Source organism: Pseudomonas sp. MWU16-30316 (genome assembly GCF_020515645.1).
Lineage (GTDB): Bacteria > Pseudomonadota > Gammaproteobacteria > Pseudomonadales > Pseudomonadaceae > Aquipseudomonas > Aquipseudomonas cerasi.
Genome location: NZ_JAIZAZ010000002.1, coordinates 164,175 through 180,320, shown reverse-complemented (window position 1 = coordinate 180,320; position 16,146 = coordinate 164,175). Strand labels below are relative to the sequence as shown.

Annotated in this window: 14 protein-coding genes; 6 read left to right on the top strand and 8 right to left on the bottom strand. The window is 61.5% G+C overall.

Annotated elements, in window-relative coordinates; genetic code table 11:
• Positions 1-106 precede the first annotated feature (106 nt).
• The 6 genes from LCH65_RS07570 to rutR form a co-directional block, all read right to left on the bottom strand.
• The gene (locus LCH65_RS07570) at positions 107-796 is read right to left on the bottom strand and encodes an OmpA family protein (RefSeq protein ID WP_003433676.1); all 690 of its coding nucleotides are present in this window, start codon (positions 794-796) and stop codon (positions 107-109) included.
• Between the two features lie 113 nt (positions 797-909).
• The gene (locus LCH65_RS07565; RefSeq protein ID WP_096136852.1) at positions 910-1,836 is read right to left on the bottom strand and encodes an ABC transporter permease; all 927 of its coding nucleotides are present in this window, start codon (positions 1,834-1,836) and stop codon (positions 910-912) included.
• A complete protein-coding gene (locus tag LCH65_RS07560; RefSeq protein ID WP_226439279.1) occupies positions 1,836-2,945 on the bottom strand; it encodes an ABC transporter permease in 1,110 nt (369 codons plus the stop codon). The genes LCH65_RS07565 and LCH65_RS07560 overlap by 1 nt, the downstream gene beginning before the upstream one ends.
• Positions 2,938-4,449, bottom strand: coding sequence for an ABC transporter ATP-binding protein (locus LCH65_RS07555; RefSeq protein ID WP_054080656.1), 1,512 nt, complete (start codon positions 4,447-4,449; stop codon positions 2,938-2,940). The genes LCH65_RS07560 and LCH65_RS07555 overlap by 8 nt, the downstream gene beginning before the upstream one ends.
• Complete coding sequence (locus LCH65_RS07550; RefSeq protein ID WP_003365515.1) at positions 4,446-5,537, bottom strand: BMP family ABC transporter substrate-binding protein; 1,092 nt, start codon at positions 5,535-5,537, stop codon at positions 4,446-4,448. Before LCH65_RS07550 ends, LCH65_RS07555 begins: the two co-directional genes overlap by 4 nt.
• Positions 5,538-5,750: 213 nt before the next feature.
• Positions 5,751-6,479, bottom strand: a complete 729-nt coding sequence (gene rutR / locus LCH65_RS07545; RefSeq protein ID WP_024661845.1) for a pyrimidine utilization regulatory protein R — start codon at positions 6,477-6,479, stop codon at positions 5,751-5,753.
• A gap of 293 nt (positions 6,480-6,772) precedes the next feature.
• On the opposite strand from rutR, the gene rutA reads away from it, so the two are divergent.
• The 6 genes from rutA (at position 6,773) to LCH65_RS07515 (ending at position 11,793) form a co-directional block, all read left to right on the top strand.
• Positions 6,773-7,855, top strand: a complete 1,083-nt coding sequence (rutA, locus tag LCH65_RS07540) for a pyrimidine utilization protein A (protein WP_003433682.1) — start codon at positions 6,773-6,775, stop codon at positions 7,853-7,855.
• On the top strand, positions 7,855-8,592 hold the full coding sequence (gene rutB, locus LCH65_RS07535) for a pyrimidine utilization protein B (RefSeq protein WP_151342608.1): 738 nt from the start codon (positions 7,855-7,857) through the stop codon (positions 8,590-8,592). The genes rutA and rutB overlap by 1 nt, the downstream gene beginning before the upstream one ends.
• A 10-nt stretch (positions 8,593-8,602) precedes the next feature.
• Entirely contained in the window at positions 8,603-8,986 is a 384-nt protein-coding gene (gene rutC / locus LCH65_RS07530) for a pyrimidine utilization protein C (protein WP_003365523.1), read from the top strand.
• A gap of 41 nt (positions 8,987-9,027) precedes the next feature.
• Positions 9,028-9,807, top strand: a complete 780-nt coding sequence (gene rutD, locus LCH65_RS07525) for a pyrimidine utilization protein D (protein WP_058397483.1) — start codon at positions 9,028-9,030, stop codon at positions 9,805-9,807.
• Between the two features lie 13 nt (positions 9,808-9,820).
• Positions 9,821-10,357 (top strand): NADH-dependent FMN reductase RutF, encoded by a 537-nt coding sequence (rutF, locus tag LCH65_RS07520; RefSeq protein WP_058397484.1) that lies wholly within the window; start codon positions 9,821-9,823, stop codon positions 10,355-10,357.
• A gap of 242 nt (positions 10,358-10,599) precedes the next feature.
• Positions 10,600-11,793, top strand: a complete 1,194-nt coding sequence (locus LCH65_RS07515) for an HD-GYP domain-containing protein (RefSeq protein ID WP_003433690.1) — start codon at positions 10,600-10,602, stop codon at positions 11,791-11,793.
• Between the two features lie 24 nt (positions 11,794-11,817).
• Here LCH65_RS07515 and LCH65_RS07510 read toward each other — a convergent pair whose 3' ends face one another.
• Both LCH65_RS07510 and LCH65_RS07505 read right to left on the bottom strand, forming a co-directional pair.
• Positions 11,818-14,547 carry a LuxR C-terminal-related transcriptional regulator gene (locus LCH65_RS07510; protein ID WP_175550565.1) on the bottom strand — a complete coding sequence of 910 codons (2,730 nt, stop codon included), beginning with the start codon at positions 14,545-14,547 and terminating at the stop codon, positions 11,818-11,820.
• 209 nt (positions 14,548-14,756) lie between these two features.
• The gene (locus LCH65_RS07505; RefSeq protein WP_226439278.1) at positions 14,757-16,121 is read right to left on the bottom strand and encodes a DUF1329 domain-containing protein; all 1,365 of its coding nucleotides are present in this window, start codon (positions 16,119-16,121) and stop codon (positions 14,757-14,759) included.
• Between the last annotated feature and the right edge of the window lie 25 nt (positions 16,122-16,146).

Sequence of the window (16,146 nt, the reverse complement as noted above, 5' to 3'; positions counted from 1 at the left end):
CTCGTGGGAGCGAGCTTGCTCGCGAAGAGGCCATCACCTTCGCGAGCAGGTTAGCTCCCACTTCTTTGCCCCGCCGTCAACCAGCCTGCGAGCGGAGCGGCATTGATCAGTACTGCTGACCCGGAATCGGCTTGAGGTTTACCTCGACACGGCGGTTCTGGGCGCGACCGTTGACGTCGGCGTTGCTGGCAATCGGTTGGTCAGGCCCTGCACCGCGCACTGACAGGTGCGATTGATCGACGCCTTGCGAAGTCAGGTAAGTCGCGACGCTCTGGGCACGCTGTTGCGACAGGTCCATGTTGTGCTGGCGGCTGCCGGTGCTGTCGGTGTACCCGACGATTTCAATGTTGTTCTGGTTGAACTGCTTGAGCGAACTGGCCAGGTTGTTGAGCGGCGAATAGAAGCTGCTGGCAATGGCCGAAGAGTCCGTCGCGAAGGTGATGTTACCCGGCATGATCAGTTTGATCTGGTCACCCTGACGCTGTACCTCGACACCAGTATTGGCCATGCTCTCGCGCAACGCAGCTTCCTGCTTGTCTGCGTAATAGCCGTAACCCGCCGATGCGGCACCCGCCACTGCAGCGCCGATCAGGGCACCCTTGCCGCGATGATTGTGATCGATGGCCGCGCCAGCGACCGCACCCGCCAATGCGCCGAGCCCGCCGTACTTGGCCGTTTTGCTCATACCACCGGAGCTTTGCGCCTGGCCTTGATTGTCATAGGGATTGGATGTTGCACAGCCGGAAAGCATGGCTACGGCGGTGGCAACAATGATCAAACGACGCGAGGTAAACATTCAGGAGCTCCTGGTTTTGACGAACGCTGGTAACCGGATTAGAGCATACCCGCTATCAAAAATTCCTTAACCCGTGCTGAACCGCCCGTCTTGCGGGCTTCTGCGCGCATCGCTCAGCGACGCTCCTCGCGAATGTAAGGTTCACCCAGCGCACCGGGCTGGCTGCTCGATTGCCGCTTGCCGCTCGCCACCCAGACCATGACCAACAGGGTGACCGCGTAGGGCGTCATCAGGACGAAATACTGAGGCAGGCGCACGCCGGTTGCCGCCAATTGCGGAATCAGTGCCTCGATCCCGCCGAACAGCAAGGCGCCAGCCAGCGCACGCCAGGGCGACCAGCGTGCAAATATCACCAGCGAAACCGCAATCCAGCCGCGCCCGCCAGTCATGTCGGCGATCCACATCTTGGTGCTGAGCACGGCAATGAAACCGCCGGCCAGCCCCATCAACGCAGAACCAACGAAAATCGCTGCCAAGCGGTAACCAAGTACGGAAATACCTGCGGCATCGGCGGCCTGCGGGTTCTCGCCGACCGCGCGCAGACGCAGCCCGGTGCGCGTACGATCCAGCAGCCAGACCACCGCGATGAAAATCACCACGGTCAGGTACACCAACGGGTTCTGCACAAAGACCCGGCCCACCACAGGCAGCTCGGACAACGGCCACAGTTCGACCGCCTGCAAGCCGCTGACCGGGCGGTTGGTCCAGCCCAGCAGCGTGCCCAGCAACCCGGTCAAGCCCTGACAAAAGAACACCAGCGCCAGCCCGGCGATCACCTGATTGATCCGCAGCACCAGCACCATCAGCGCGAACAGCAACGACACCAGACCTGCCGCCGCCATCGACGCCAGCAGCGAAAGGCCAGGCGAGCCGAGGCTCAACTGCATGCCGATGCCCGCCAGTGCGCCGACCAGCATCAGCCCTTCGACGCCCAGCGCCAGTACGCCGCTGCGCTCGATGAGGATCAGGCCCAGCGCTGCCAGGGCGAACGGCACGGCAAAATCCGGTGCGCTGCCCAGCCAGTGGGAAATAAGCTCCATCAACGTTCTCCTGCCTGAATGCGCCGCAGGCGATGGCGGATGAAAAAGTCCGAGGACGCGACGCAGATCACCAGAATCGCCTGGATCAGTTGCACCATCGAAAACGGAATCTGATAGAACACCTGCAGATTGCGTCCGGCGACGAACAGCATGGCGATCAGCAGCGCGACCACGGTTGCGGCCACTGGATTGTTGCGGGCCAGAAAAGCGATGAGAATCCCGGAAAACCCGTAGCCCTGATAGAACGACTGGGTAAGGCGCCCCTCCTGCCCCGAGGTCACGACAAAACCTGCGAGCCCCGCCAGCGCGCCCGACAGAAGCACGGTGCCGATGATCATCTTGCGCACCGGGACGCCCACGGCCCCGGCGACCTTGGGGTTGGCATCGACGAAGCGCAGGTACAACCCCGCTCGCGAAACACCAACGAACCACAGGGTCAGACCGGTGACCAGCAGCGCCAGAGGGATCGCCGCGTTATACCCGGCAAACAGGTCGGGCAGCCGCTCGAAGCTCTGGAACGCGGGGGAATAGGGAAAGTTGTCTCGCGGGTCCTTCCAACTGCCGTACACCAGGTGCAGGAGGAAATTGGCGGCGATGTAATTGAGCATCAGCGTCGAGATGATTTCGTTGACCTGCCACTTGAGCTTCAGCAGCACCGGGCCCAGGCTCCACAGCAATCCGCAGATAACGGCTGCCGCCATCATCAGCGACAAACGCAAGGCCTCCGGCCCCACCTGAAACAGCGAGATCGCCGTAGCGCCAATCGCCCCCCAGATCATCTGGCCTTCCAGCCCCAGGTTCCAGAAACGTGCTCGAAACGCCATGCACCCGGCGAGCCCGACCATGATCATCGGCGATGCCTGAAACAGCACTGCCTTGAAGTTTTGCCCATCGAACACCGTCTGCACGACGAATTCGTTGAGCAACTCGTCAGCAGGCACGCCAGCAAGAATCAGAATGGTGGTGCAGATCGCCAGCCCGATCAGCAATGCCAGGGCAATGATCAGCGCCTGCAATAGCCAGCCGGTCTGCTGACGAAGTTCCAGGGTGTAGCGCCGCGCCAGCAACGGTTGCCGTACGGATTTCATCGGATGTACTAATTCAGTCATGGCTCACCATCGCTTTGCCGATGGCTTGCCGGTCGGCAGGGTGCGCGAACTCGGCGACGATGCGCCCGCCGTTCATCACGCCGACACGGTCAGCCAGGGCCAATACTTCGTCCAGATCCTCGCTGATCACCAGCACCGCAGCGCCCGCGTCCCGAGCCGCTCGCAAGCGGGCATGCACCGCCTGTGTGGCACGCACATCCAGGCCCCGGCTCGGGCTGTGCACCAGCACCAATTGCGGGTCGCGGCTGAATTCGCGGGCGATCACCAGTTTCTGGGCGTTACCTCCCGACAACAACGCAGCTTTCTGATCGAGAGAGCGCACGCCCTGTACGTCGAAGTCCGCCACGGCGCGCTGCGCATCCTGTTTCAGACGCTTGTAGCCCAGGCGCCAGAAAGAGCCGTATTGCCCGCTGTGGAGGTTGCCGATGGCAAAGTTCTCGGCCACCGACAGCGACCCGGCCAGCGCCGCGCCGTAGCGGTCGGCCGGGATCGAGGCAATGCGCAACTGCCGACGCTGATCGGCCGACGCGCCGCGCAGATCGCCAAACCCGGCCACGTGAATTTCACCCTCAGTGGCTTGCGGAAGCCCCATCAGGGCGTTGGCCAGTTCAGCCTGACCATTGCCGCCCACGCCTGCGATGCCGTAAATCTGCCCGGCGTGCAGGCTCAGGTTGACACCGTTGAGCGTACTGCTGCCGACGCTGCGCAAGTCCTTGACCTGCAAACGCACCTCGCCGGGTGTCGACGGTTGATGTTCGGCAACCGGCACCGATTCACCTACCGTGAGCTGCACCAGTTGCTCGACACTCACCTTCTGCGGGTCAAGGGTTTGCACGGTGCGCCCGCCACGCATCACGGTTACCCGGTCGGCATAGCGTTTGACGTCAGCCATCTTGTGCGTGACCAGAACCACCGCCGCGCCTTGTCGGGCGAATGCCTGAACGGTCAGCAGCAGACGCTCGGCCTCCTGATCGGTCAGCACTGCTGTCGGTTCATCGAGGATCAGAATCCGCGCACCGGCCAGCAGCACCTTGAGGATCTCGACACGCTGCTGCTCGGCGACTGACAGGCTGTCGACGGTACGCGCCGGATCAATCGCAAAACCCAGCGCCTCGGCCTTGCCGACAATCTCCTGTTCCAGCGCACGCAGACGCTTGCGATAGCTGCCTTCGCCAGGTTGCTCGGGCAGCGCCAGGAGAATGTTCTGCGCCACCGTGAACGGTTTCACCAGCTTGAAGTGCTGGTGGACCATGCCGATCCGGTAACGGCTGGCGTCCCTCGGCCCCTGAAGCTGAACCGGGTTGTCGTCCAGCAGCAGGGTGCCGGTTTCCGGTGCGTACAGCCCGGCGGCGATGTTCATCAGTGAGGACTTGCCTGCACCGTTTTCGCCCAGCAGCGCATGCACTTCCCCCCAACAGGCGGTGAAGTCGGCATCGATCAGCGCCTTGAAGCCATCGAACGATTTGCTGATGCCGGTGAGTTGCAGCGCATTGACCTGACTCATTGCTGAGTCTTCACGCCTTCGACGAACCAGTCCATTTTCCACAGGTCCGGGTCAGACAATTGCTGACCGGCCGCCACTCGCTCCTTACCGTCACGATCGGCCAGCGGACCGCTGTAGATGATTTTCCTGCCGGCCAGCAGCTCGGCGCGCTCGGCCTCGATCTTCTTGCGGTCTGCATCGGAAATGATCGTGTCCGCAGTCAGCTTGATATCGGTACCGCCCTGCTGCATCGACAGCAGCGCGCCGTTGGCGGGCGGCGTCCAGTTGCCGGCAATGATTTTCTTCAGCTCCGGCCCGAGGAAGCGATCCCAGACCCACAGCGAAGAGCAGACCGTCGCCTTGGGAGCGAACTCGCTCAGGTCACGATGGTGGCCGGTGCCATGAATGCCCCGCTCCTGTGCGACGATCTGCGGTGTCGGGCTGTCGACGTGCTGACCGACCACATCGGCACCGTTGTCGATCAGCGCCATGGTGGCCGCGCGCTCCTTGACCGGATCGTTCCATGCACCGGTATAGACCACGTTGACGGTGGCCTTCGGATTGATTTGCCGGGCGCCCAGTTCATAGGCGTTGATGGTCCAGTTGACCTGGCCGAACGGGTTAGCGGCGACGAAGCCCAGCTTGCCGGTCTTCGAGGCCGCACCAGCGGCCATACCGCACAGGTACTGGCTCTCGTAGGTACGCCCGTAAAACGATTCGAGGTTGGGCGCATTGGTGGTGCCCGAGCCATTCAGGAACGCGACTTTCGGGTATTTTTTGGCCAGTGCAAGAAAGGTGTCGGAGTAGCCGAACGCAGTGCCGACGATGATGTTGGCACCGCGTGCGATGAGGCGGTCGACCACCGGCGTAATGGCCGCGGCGTTCTCGGGCACGCTCTCGACGTACTGGATCTTGGTGTCCAGATCCTTTTCAAGCTTCACACGTGCTTCGTCGAAGGCCTGAGTCCAGCCGCCATCATTGCGCGGGCTGATATACACCATGGCGATTTTCGGCTTCCCTTCGAGGGTCAATCCTTCAGCCTGAGCGAGGCCGACCGCTCCCAACGCTACGGCCGCACACAATGTCCCGGGCAACAGTTTCTTGTACATAGACGTTTTCCTGAGGGTAATGGCCGATGAGGACCGCACACGCAGGCATTAGCAGCATCCATGCCAGTACAGGAAAAACGCTACGGAACAACGACCTGACGCCATCGAGACGAATAAAACAGATCAAATGGTCCGAATCAGAGCACTTGGTTTGTGCAGGACGTCCGCGCACTGCGCAGGCGGGGTGCGCGGGTCAGGGCCGGCGCCCCCCGTTCACACCTTGCGCGGCAGGATCCCGTCCAGAACCATGCTGCGCAGGCTCGCCAGCACTTCTTCGAAAAACGCCGGATCATCCAGTGTCTTGCCGGTCACGGCCTCGACCTGAGTGCGGAAGTCGGCGTAATGCTGAGTGGTCGCCCACAGAGTGAAAATCAGGTGATGCGGGTTGATGGAGGCCAACTGGCCGCTGTCGATCCAGTGCTGAATCACCGCCACCTTGGCCTGCACCGTGTCACGCAACGGGTGCTGCAACTCGCCCTGAATCAGCGGTGCGCCCTGCATCACTTCCATGCAGAACAGCCGTGATTCGGCCGGATGATCGCGGGACATCTCCAGCTTGGCCTTGATGTAGGCGCTGATCGCCTGCACCGGCTCCTTGTCGGCGGTGAAGTGCACCAGCGGGCTCAGCCATACCTCGAGCAACTGGCGCAGCACGTTCAGGTACAGGTCGTCCTTGCTGCTGAAGTAATACAGCAGGTTGGTCTTGGAGACGTCCGCCAGGCTCGCGACCTGATCCAGGCTGCTGCCGTGCACGCCATAGCGGGAAAATATCTCCAGCGCCGCATCGAGAATCAGCGTGCGCTTGCCTTCCATCAGGCGCATGCGCCGCTTCAGGGATGTCGCACTGGGTTCGCGGGTCGTCTTGACCACGGTCTCCGGCTTGACCTTGCGTACGCGCTTGTTCGCCGGGTCCGCCAGGGGAGGTTTCTTGTTCACGCACATCCATCCAGTGATGCCGAAATGAGCGGGCATCTTAACGGGCGCAGCTGTTTTGTCGATACGGATTGCCTGCGCCGTCAGCCCTGCCCCATCTGCGTGCGCCCTGCACAAACCAAGTGCTCTGATTCGGACCAAATGGTCTGAAATAAACCATGAAAACTTTCAAGCCTTTGAATAAAAACAACAAAATTTTCTGGCCCGCTTAATGCAGAAGGTGATCAAGAGACGATTGAAAGACGATTCAAGTGCCGCCAGTCGCGCCTTGGCACGCATCGACCCACGCAGAGAGGCCTCATATGGACATTGGTATCTTCATCCCCATCGGCAATAACGGCTGGCTGATTTCCAGCAATGCTCCGCAGTACATGCCGACCTTCGAGCTGAACAAACAGATCGTGCAGAAGGCCGAGGGCTACGGCTTCGACTTCGCGCTGTCGATGATCAAATTGCGTGGCTTCGGCGGCAAGACGCAGTTCTGGGAACACAACCTGGAGTCGTTCACGCTGATGGCCGGCCTGGCCGCAGTGACCAGCCGGATCCAGCTGTTCGCCACGGTTGCCACCCTGACCATCCCGCCCGCCATTGCCGCGCGCATGGCCTCGACCATCGATTCGATCTCCAATGGCCGCTTCGGGATCAACCTCGTCACCGGCTGGCAGAAGCCGGAATACGAGCAGATGGGCCTGTGGCCGGGCGACGAGTTCTTCCACACACGCTATGAATACCTGGCCGAATACGCTCAGGTTCTGCGCGACCTGTGGGCCACCGGCAGCAGCGACTTCAAGGGCGAACATTTCAGCATGCAGGACTGCCGCGTCAGCCCTCGCCCTCAGGCCGACATGAAGCTGATCTGCGCCGGTCAAAGTGAAGCGGGCATGGCGTTCTCGGCGCAATACGCTGACTACAACTTCTGCTTCGGCAAAGGCGTCAACACCCCCACGGCTTTTGCGCCAACCGCACAGAAACTGATCGAAGCCAATGAAAAGACCGGCCGCAACGTCACTTCCTGTGTGCTGTTCATGATCATCGCCGACGATACCGACGAAGCTGCACGGGCTCGCTGGGAGCACATCAAGGACGGTGCCGATGAAGAAGCGATCGCCTGGCTGAGCGAGAAAGGTTCGGCGGATAAAAGTGCCGGTTCCAATCTGCGGCAGATGGCCGACCCGACCTCAGCGGTCAACATCAACATGGGCACGCTGGTGGGGTCGTGGGCCACAGTGGCAAGAATGCTCGACGAAGTCGCCAGTGTGCCGGGGACCCAAGGCGTGATGCTGACGTTCGATGATTTCGTCAAAGGGGTCGAAGACTTCGGCGAGAAAATCCAGCCGCTGATGACCAGTCGCAAGCACATTGCGCAACTCAAGGAGGTGGTCTGATGACGACCTCGGTAACCGTCGCAGGCGTTGACCTGCCGGACGTGCAGCCCGCCCGCGAGCTACCCGCCCGTCCCGAACCGCTGTGCATGAAACCCGGCGAAACCGCGCTGGTAGTGGTCGACATGCAGAACGCCTACGCATCGCTCGGCGGGTATCTGGACCTGGCCGGGTTCGATGTCAGCAGCACCGGGCCGGTCATCGCCAATATCAACAAGGCCTGTGCCGCCGCACGTGCGGCAGGCATTCCGGTGATCTTTTTCCAGAATGGCTGGGACCCGGCCTATGTCGAGGCCGGTGGCCCCGGCTCACCTAACTGGCACAAGTCCAACGCCCTGAAAACCATGCGCAAGCGCCCTGAACTCGAAGGGCAACTGCTGGCCAAGGGTGGTTGGGACTACCAGTTGGTCGACGAGCTGACGCCACAGCCTGGCGACATCGTGGTGCCGAAAATCCGCTACAGCGGCTTCTTCAATTCCAGCTTCGACAGCGTGCTGCGCAGCCGCGGCATTCGCAATCTGGTGTTTACCGGCATCGCCACCAATGTCTGCGTCGAGTCGACCCTGCGCGACGGTTTTCATCTGGAGTATTTCGGCGTGGTGCTGGCTGACGCGACCCATCAGGCAGGCCCCGAATTCGCTCAGCAAGCCGCGCTGTTCAACATCGAAACCTTTTTTGGCTGGGTTTCCAGCGTCGATGACTTCTGCACCACTTTCAGCCCTGTCGGGCAACCTTCGTGAGGATATCAGTATGACCAAAAAAGCGATCATCCCTGCCGGCACCAGCAAACCCATCGCGCCGTTCGTACCGGGCTCCATGGCCGACGGCGTGCTCTATGTCTCGGGCACGCTGCCGTTCGACAAGGACAACAACGTGGTACACGTCGGCGACGCCACCGCGCAGACCCGTCACGTGCTGGAAGCCATCAAAACCGTGGTCGAGACCGCGGGCGGGACGATGGACGATGTCACGTTCAACATGATCATGATTCGTGACTGGGCCGACTACGCCAAAGTCAACGAAGTGTATGCCGAGTATTTCGCGGGCGAGAAACCGGCCCGTTACTGCATCCAGTGCGGCCTGGTCAAACCCGAGGCGCTGATCGAAATCGCCAGCATCGCCCACATCGGCTGAATCGCGACTGTGGGCAGTTGACGCCCACCCGGAGAAAACCCATGTTCCATGAGTTTCATGCCTGCCAGCATGCCGATGCACCGACCCTGGTGCTCAGCTCCGGGCTGGGCGGGTCCGGTCGCTACTGGGCGGATGACCTGGCACTGCTGACCCGCGATTACCGCGTGCTCGTCTACGACCATGCCGGAACCGGACGCAGCCCTGCGGTGCTGCCGGCGGATTATTCGATCCGGCACATGGCTATCGAGTTGCTGGCCCTGCTCGATTCACTCGGTATCCAGCGTTGCCATTTCATGGGCCATGCGCTGGGCGGCCTGGTGGGTCTGGAACTCGTCCTGCTGCGTCCGGAACTGTTGCAAAGTCTGGTACTGATCAATGCCTGGAGCAGCCCGAACCCGCACAGCGCGCGCTGCTTTTCAGTGCGCAAGAAACTGCTGTTGAACAGCGGACCTGAGGCCTACGTACAGGCTCAGGCGCTGTTCCTCTACCCGGCGGACTGGATCGCCGCCAACGGCCTGCGGCTGGCCGATGACGAAGCCCACGCGCTGGCGCATTTTCCCGACACCGACAACCTGCTGCGGCGTATCCATGCCCTTGAAACCTTCGACGTGGAGGCCAATCTTGCACGCATCCACACCCCGACCCTGTTGATTGCCAACCGCGACGACATGCTGGTGCCCTGGCAGCAATCCCGGCACCTGGCCAACGCGCTGCCGAATGCAACGCTGGCGCTGCTGGACTATGGCGGCCATGCCTCGAACATTACCGATCCACAGCCCTTCCAACGCGCCTTGTTCGATTTTCTCGGCACACAACCCTGAAAGGACTCATTTCATGACTACTTCCTCTGCAGCTCCCACCATTCTGCCTATCGCTGCTGTCAGCCAGCTGGCGTTTCGCGAGGCGATGTCCAGCCTGGCCGCCGCCGTCAACGTCATCACCACCGATGGCCCTGGCGGACGTGCCGGCTTTACCGCGACCGCCGTGTGCAGCGTGACGGATCAACCGCCGACGCTGCTGGTCTGCATCAACCGCAGTGCATCGGTGTATGACGCTTTCATGGAGAACGGCACGTTGTGCGTCAATACGCTGGGCAACGGTCAGCAGGACTTGTCCAACCTGTTCGGCGGCAAGAGCTCACAGCAGGAACGCTTTGCCTGCGGCCAGTGGGAACCCGGAGTGACCGGCGCGCCGATCCTGGACGGTGCGAAACTGGCGCTCGACTGCAAGGTGAGCCAGTCGATCAGCGTCGGCACGCATGACATCCTGTTCTGCGAAGTCGTGGATATCAGGCATCAGAGCGGCGCAGACGCATTGGTGTACTTCGCCCGTCGCTATCATCACCTGCCGAGCGAAACGCCAGTGTCATGAAGGCTTTGCCGGCTGACTGGCGGACTTGCAGAATGAACCCACCGGAATGCACCAAATAGGCATGATTTTTTGCGACACCTCCGTATACTGGCATTGTGAGATCAGGATGATCCTTGCAGTCAATGAGGTGAAGTCATGTCGGTCCATAGCGCCTGCATCCTGCTGATACCCGCCAGCAGCCCATCGTATGCTCGTCGCGCTTACCCGCCGCCTGGCATGCCTATGCACGCGGGTGGCTGAGCATGCTGAAGAAAATACCTGTGGCTGAGCTTGCCCTGGGCATGTACATCCACAAAATCTGCCGCCGCTGGACCAATGATCCATTCTGGATAGGCCTGGTCGAAGTCATGCTCGATGACATTGAAGTGCTCAGGCGCATCCAGCAATCGGGCACCCAGGAAGTCTGGATCGAAACCGGCAAAAGCCGTGTACTGGCACCCGAGCCCTCGGCCGCCTCGACAGCGCCATCGGCCAGCGACGATACGACTCCGACCAGTCTCGAAAAGGAAGTTCTACGCGCCAGGGTGATCTGTGGACGGGCCAGAGATGCGGTCATGTCCATGTTTACCGAAGCGCGCATGGGCCGGGCCATGGATGTCGGCAATGTGCAATTGCTGGTGGAAGAAATCTCCAACTCGATCCTGCGCCATCCGCACGCGCTGATCAGCCTGTCACGCCTGAAGACATCCGACGAATACACCTACATGCACTCGGTGGCGGTCTGCGCGTTGATGGTTGCGCTGGCCAAACGCATGGGCATGCCTGACGATCAGGTCCGTGAGGCCGGTGTGGCCGGGCTGATGCACGATGTCGGCAAAATGATGATCGCCCCGGCGGTGCTCAACAAACCGGGCCGCCTGACCCGCGACGAATTCGAGATCATGAAGGCCCACCCCGAGCTGGGTGTGAAGATCCTCATGGAGACGCAGCCCGTGGCAGCGTCGGTGATTGACGTCTGCCTGCATCACCACGAAAAGGTCGACGGGTCGGGCTACCCGCATGGCCTGAAAGGCGACCAGATCAGCATCTTCGCGCGCATGGGCGCGGTCTGCGATGTGTATGACGCGATTACTTCCGACCGCCCTTACAAAAAGGGCTGGGGCGTTGCCCATTCGATTCGCGAAATGGCCTCGTGGAAAGGGCATTTTGACGATGTGGTGTTTCAAAGCTTCGTCAAGACCGTGGGTATTTACCCGATCGGCACACTGGTACGCCTGGAGAGCGGGCGCCTCGGCGTGGTGGTCGAACAAGGTCAGGCATCGCTGCTGAAACCGAAAGTGAAGGTGTTCATGTCGGCGCGCACCGGCAAGACGTTCGCCGCGCAAGTCATCGACCTGACTTGCCCTTCCGACCCGGACGGGATCGTCAGAATCGAAAAACCCACCGACTGGGGGCTGGAAGAAGTCGATACGCTGTGGGCGGGCAGCCCGGCCTGAGCGGCCCGGTGAACGCCACCGCTGTCAACCCAGCAAGCCCAGCGTCTTGGCCCTCGCCACCGCTTGAGTACGACGCTCGACCCCCAGTTTGCTGTTGATATGACTGGCGTGGGTCTTGACGGTGTGCAGAGAGATGAACAGCTGCTCGCTGATCTCCTGATTGGAACAGCCCTGTGCAATCAGTTGCAGCACTCCCAGTTCACGCACGCTGAGGCAATCGCCGCCATGTGCCGGCTCGTGCAACGGCGTGCAACAGACCGGGAGTTTTTCCAGCAGCGCAGCTCGAACCCGACAGGGTGGCAGTTGCAGCAGTTGCTCATGCAGCCACTGGGGGTGCTCGGCAATCAGCGCCTTGAACGGTATCAGTGCGCCGCCGGACGCTGCGGGCAGGCTGCGCAGCAACAATTCCCGCGCCTCATCGCGTCGCGCCTGGCTCAGCAGCAGGCCGATCTGCTGGGTCATGGCGATCAGTCCCAGCAGTTTCGCCCCCACCTCCTGAGCGCGCAGCTCAAGCGCCCGCAAGCGCTGCTCGCAGGCAACGCCGTCACCCTGTAGTCGTTCGAGTACGGCACGCTGCAACTCGATGTGTTGCGGCAATTGTGGATGGCATTCAGGGGCCGCAGCGCCGAGACCGCCGTTGTAGGTTTGCGTCAGGCGCAGCAGCCACGCTTCGGCAAGGTCCATGCGCCCCTGCAACAGCCACAGCTCGCATTTGACCAGGGTAATCATCGCCAGGTAGTAGATCGGCGGCACGTCCCAGATGTGCATCAGACGTTCGGCCTCGGCAAGTTCGGCGAAGGCTTCGGCAAAGCGGCCGGCGCAGCCTTCCATGGTGGCGATCACGCAATGACCGATCAGCACGCTGATGTCGCGGCAGGCGCGCGCCTCGGCCAGCCCGGCCAGCAATAACGCCCGCCCCTCGTCCACCTTCAGACGCAGGGTCAGCAAGTAGCCTTCATACAGCGTCAGACGCGCGCGGACCGCGTACAGCCGAACGGTGGACAAGCCCTTGAGGCGTTGCTGCCCCTGCCGTACTTCCTCGAGCGCGCGCAGAATCTCGCCCCGTGCCTGCAGGACTCGGGCGCGGTCGTAATGCGCCAGCGCCTCGAACAACGGATTGGCGACCCGCTGAGCCAGCTCCAGCGCATCACGATTCAACACGCGGGCGCGCCACAGATCACCGTTGGCAACTGCGAGGTTGGCCAGTGTCGACAGGCACACCAGCCGCTGCCCATAGCGTTTTTCCGGCAGGCTCAGCAGGGCTTCGGTGCAATAGCGCTGAGTCTTTTCGCTGTCTCCACGGCCACGGGCGATGATGCCGCTGAGCGCCAGCCACTGGGCGAGCATGGATTTCTGAGCGGTTGCCGAGGGCGCCGGCAGAAACCGGCTCAGTTGATTGGCCAGTTCTTCGGCGGCATCCAGCTGGCAGGCCAGCCCCAGCGCCCAGGCGTAGAGCACGATCAGGCGTGGCGTGCTGGTCAGCAGGTCATCCGGCAAATCCATCTTCCAGCGCAGCAGCATGCCGACGTTCTGTTCGGCCAGCAGTTGCTCTTCCGAGAGGTTCTGCACCAGATTGGCCGCCACATCCAGATGCCCGGCGCGTAACGCCTGCTCGACCGCTTCGTCCAGTTGGCCCTGAGCGCTGAACCAGCGGCAGGCATTGAGGTGCAGACGGGTCGGTGGTGCACCGGCCGCCTGACGCGCGCGCAACAGATCGGAAAACAGATGGTGATAGCGAAACCAATGGCCCTGCTCGTCCAGCGGCACCAGAAAAACCTGATGCGCCTGCAGATAACCCAGCATCTCAACACTGTCATGGCTGTCCCGCGCGGCGTCGCACAGCTCGGCGCAAAAGCGTTCCAGGCAGGCGGTATCGTAGAGAAACGCCTGAACATCGGCAGGCAGGCAGTCGATCACTTCTTCAAGCAGGTACTCGCGAATCAGCACCTCACTGCCACGCAGCGCCTGGGGCAAGGCGCTTTCGTCGCCGGCTTCGGATGCCGCCAGCAACCAGAAGCGTAGCCCGGCGACCCAGCCTTCGCTGCGCTGAATCAGGCTTTGCAACGCCTCGCTGTCGAGCGACCCGCAGTGCCGCTCCAGCACTGCCATGGATTCGGCGTGCGTGAGGCGCAGGTCCTGTTCGTTGATTTCCAGCAACTGCCGCGTCAGACGCAAGCGTGCCAGATGCCAGTCCGGGCGCTGTCGGCTGGTCACCATCACCACCAGCCCGGCCGGCAGATGATTGAGAAGGAACTGCAGGCAGCGATCGAGTACCGGTCCCTGGGCCAGATGATAGTCATCGAGCACCAGCAGCAGCGGCTTGCTCAGTATCAGGTGCATGGCCAATTCGTCGAGCAGGCCGTCGAGCCACTCCTCGAAGGCAAACGGCTGGTGGCGCTGGCGCATCTTCAGCAGGCTCATCGCCTGCACGCCCAGTTGCGGGAAGAACTGTTGAAGGCTGGCCAGCAAACGCTCAAGAAAACGGCCCGGGTCGCTGTCCCGCGCGCTCAGACCCAGCCATACGTTTTGCCAGTTGTCCGGCAACCCCTGACAGAACTCGACAGCCAGCGAGCTCTTGCCGAACCCGGCCGGGGCGCAGATCAGCAGCAGTCGGCCGCCAAGCCCCGCATCGAGACGCTGACACAGGCGCGCACGGGGGACATAACCCTCAGGCAGAGGTGGACGGAAAAATCGTCCTTCCAACGCAGGAATCGCGCCGTCTGCAAACCCTTGCATTCGGGACAGATCAGTCATGGCCGGCTCGTGTAGGAATCGTTGTTTCGGCATCGCGGTGTTCGGAGACTAGCGGGTAAATCGCTACTTTTGAAAGGCCATCACCGAAAAGACTGTAACAAAATTCCTACAGCTTATAAGGCCGCTTTCCACAACTGAAAAAGCCCCGGTCAAGGGGCTTTTCAGGCGCACAAGGCAGGCGCTGCGCTACAGCGTGTATCGATCAGGTATCAACGAACCCCTTCCTGACGCAGCGCGTTGGGGGTGAAGTCGCTGATGCCGGCCGTGAAGCCGAACTCGTAGGCTTTCTTCTCTTCGTTCTTCATGCCCAGCGCCACGTAGCGACCCGATTGCAGGTCGTACAGTGTTTCTACCGCGTACCACGGCACTTGCTTGTCGTAGTAGTTTTCCGAGTGTGCCTCGGCCACGCGCCACAACTGACCACGCCCGTCGTAATGATCGATGACGGCAGCCTGCCAGGTGTCCTCATCGATGAAGAAGTCACGCTTGGCATAGATATGACGCTGCCCTTCCTTGAGGGTAGCGGTCACGTGCCAGACGCGGCGCAGTTCGTAACGGGTCAGGTCCTGGTTGATATGGCCGGCCTTGATGATGTCGGCGTACTTGAGCGTCGGATCGTCCAGCTTGTGGCTGTTGGCGGCGATGTACATTTCCTGCTTGCCGATCAGTTTCCAGTCATAGCGATCCGGCGCGCCGTTGTACATGTCGAGGTTGTCGGAGGTGCGCAGCCCGTCGGACGCGGTGCCCGGCCCGTCATAGGACACCTGCGGCGCACGCCGGACGCGGCGTTGACCGGCGTTGTACAGCCAGGCCGAACGCGGCTCCTTCACCTGATCGAGGGTTTCATGCACCAGCAGCACGCCACCGGCCAGACGCGCCGGGGCGGTGACTTCCTGCTTGAAGTAGAACAGCACGTTGCCCGGATTTTTCGGGTCGAAATCCCTCATCTTGTCGCGAAACACGAACTGATCGGAGAAATACACCAGGCTGTAGGAGCCGTTGGGCTGTGGCGTGGCCTGGGTGACCAGACGCTTGACGCTGCCGCCCCGGTAGCGGGTGATGTGGTTCCAGATGACCTCGACACCGCTGGCCGGGATCGGGAACGGGATGGCCGTGTCGAAGTTTTCCAGACCACTGCCGCCGCCGACCAGCTTGGTGGTGGTGGCATTCTTTTTGATCGCGGCGAACACGTCATCCGGCACGGTGGCACCGCGATGGGTCGGGTACACCGGAATCCGGTAGCTGTCCGGGTAACGCTTGAACATCGCGTATTGGCCCGGCGCCAGCTTGTCCTTGTACTGCTCGACATTGGCCGCAGTGATAATGAACAGCGGTTTTTCACTGGCATACGGGTTGGCAAGGAAACCCTTACTGTCCACCGCCCCGGCGTTTTTCGGCATCGGGCTCCAGGCCGAAATGGTGTTGGCCGCATTACCGGCCTTTTCCGCGCCCATCGGCGTCAGCGAGGTGCCCAGCTTTGCCGCTTCGGACTCGGATACCGCAGCCATCACCCCTGTCGCCAGCAGCGACAGACCCAGAACCCCGGCTTGCAACAGACTTTTTGTTATTTTCATGTTCATCGTCATCCTGAAAACCATG

Coding starts and splice junctions, on each gene's coding strand:
- rutR (WP_024661845.1), bottom strand. CDS start 6,479: ATGTGCGTGAACAAGAAACCTCCCCTGGCGGACCCGGCGAACAAGCGC.
- LCH65_RS07510 (WP_175550565.1), bottom strand. CDS start 14,547: ATGACTGATCTGTCCCGAATGCAAGGGTTTGCAGACGGCGCGATTCCT.
- LCH65_RS07560 (WP_226439279.1), bottom strand. CDS start 2,945: ATGACTGAATTAGTACATCCGATGAAATCCGTACGGCAACCGTTGCTG.
- LCH65_RS07570 (WP_003433676.1), bottom strand. CDS start 796: ATGTTTACCTCGCGTCGTTTGATCATTGTTGCCACCGCCGTAGCCATG.
- rutA (WP_003433682.1), top strand. CDS start 6,773: ATGGACATTGGTATCTTCATCCCCATCGGCAATAACGGCTGGCTGATT.
- rutC (WP_003365523.1), top strand. CDS start 8,603: ATGACCAAAAAAGCGATCATCCCTGCCGGCACCAGCAAACCCATCGCG.
- LCH65_RS07550 (WP_003365515.1), bottom strand. CDS start 5,537: ATGTACAAGAAACTGTTGCCCGGGACATTGTGTGCGGCCGTAGCGTTG.
- LCH65_RS07555 (WP_054080656.1), bottom strand. CDS start 4,449: ATGAGTCAGGTCAATGCGCTGCAACTCACCGGCATCAGCAAATCGTTC.
- rutF (WP_058397484.1), top strand. CDS start 9,821: ATGACTACTTCCTCTGCAGCTCCCACCATTCTGCCTATCGCTGCTGTC.
- LCH65_RS07565 (WP_096136852.1), bottom strand. CDS start 1,836: ATGGAGCTTATTTCCCACTGGCTGGGCAGCGCACCGGATTTTGCCGTG.
- rutD (WP_058397483.1), top strand. CDS start 9,028: ATGTTCCATGAGTTTCATGCCTGCCAGCATGCCGATGCACCGACCCTG.
- LCH65_RS07505 (WP_226439278.1), bottom strand. CDS start 16,121: ATGAAAATAACAAAAAGTCTGTTGCAAGCCGGGGTTCTGGGTCTGTCG.
- LCH65_RS07515 (WP_003433690.1), top strand. CDS start 10,600: ATGCTGAAGAAAATACCTGTGGCTGAGCTTGCCCTGGGCATGTACATC.
- rutB (WP_151342608.1), top strand. CDS start 7,855: ATGACGACCTCGGTAACCGTCGCAGGCGTTGACCTGCCGGACGTGCAG.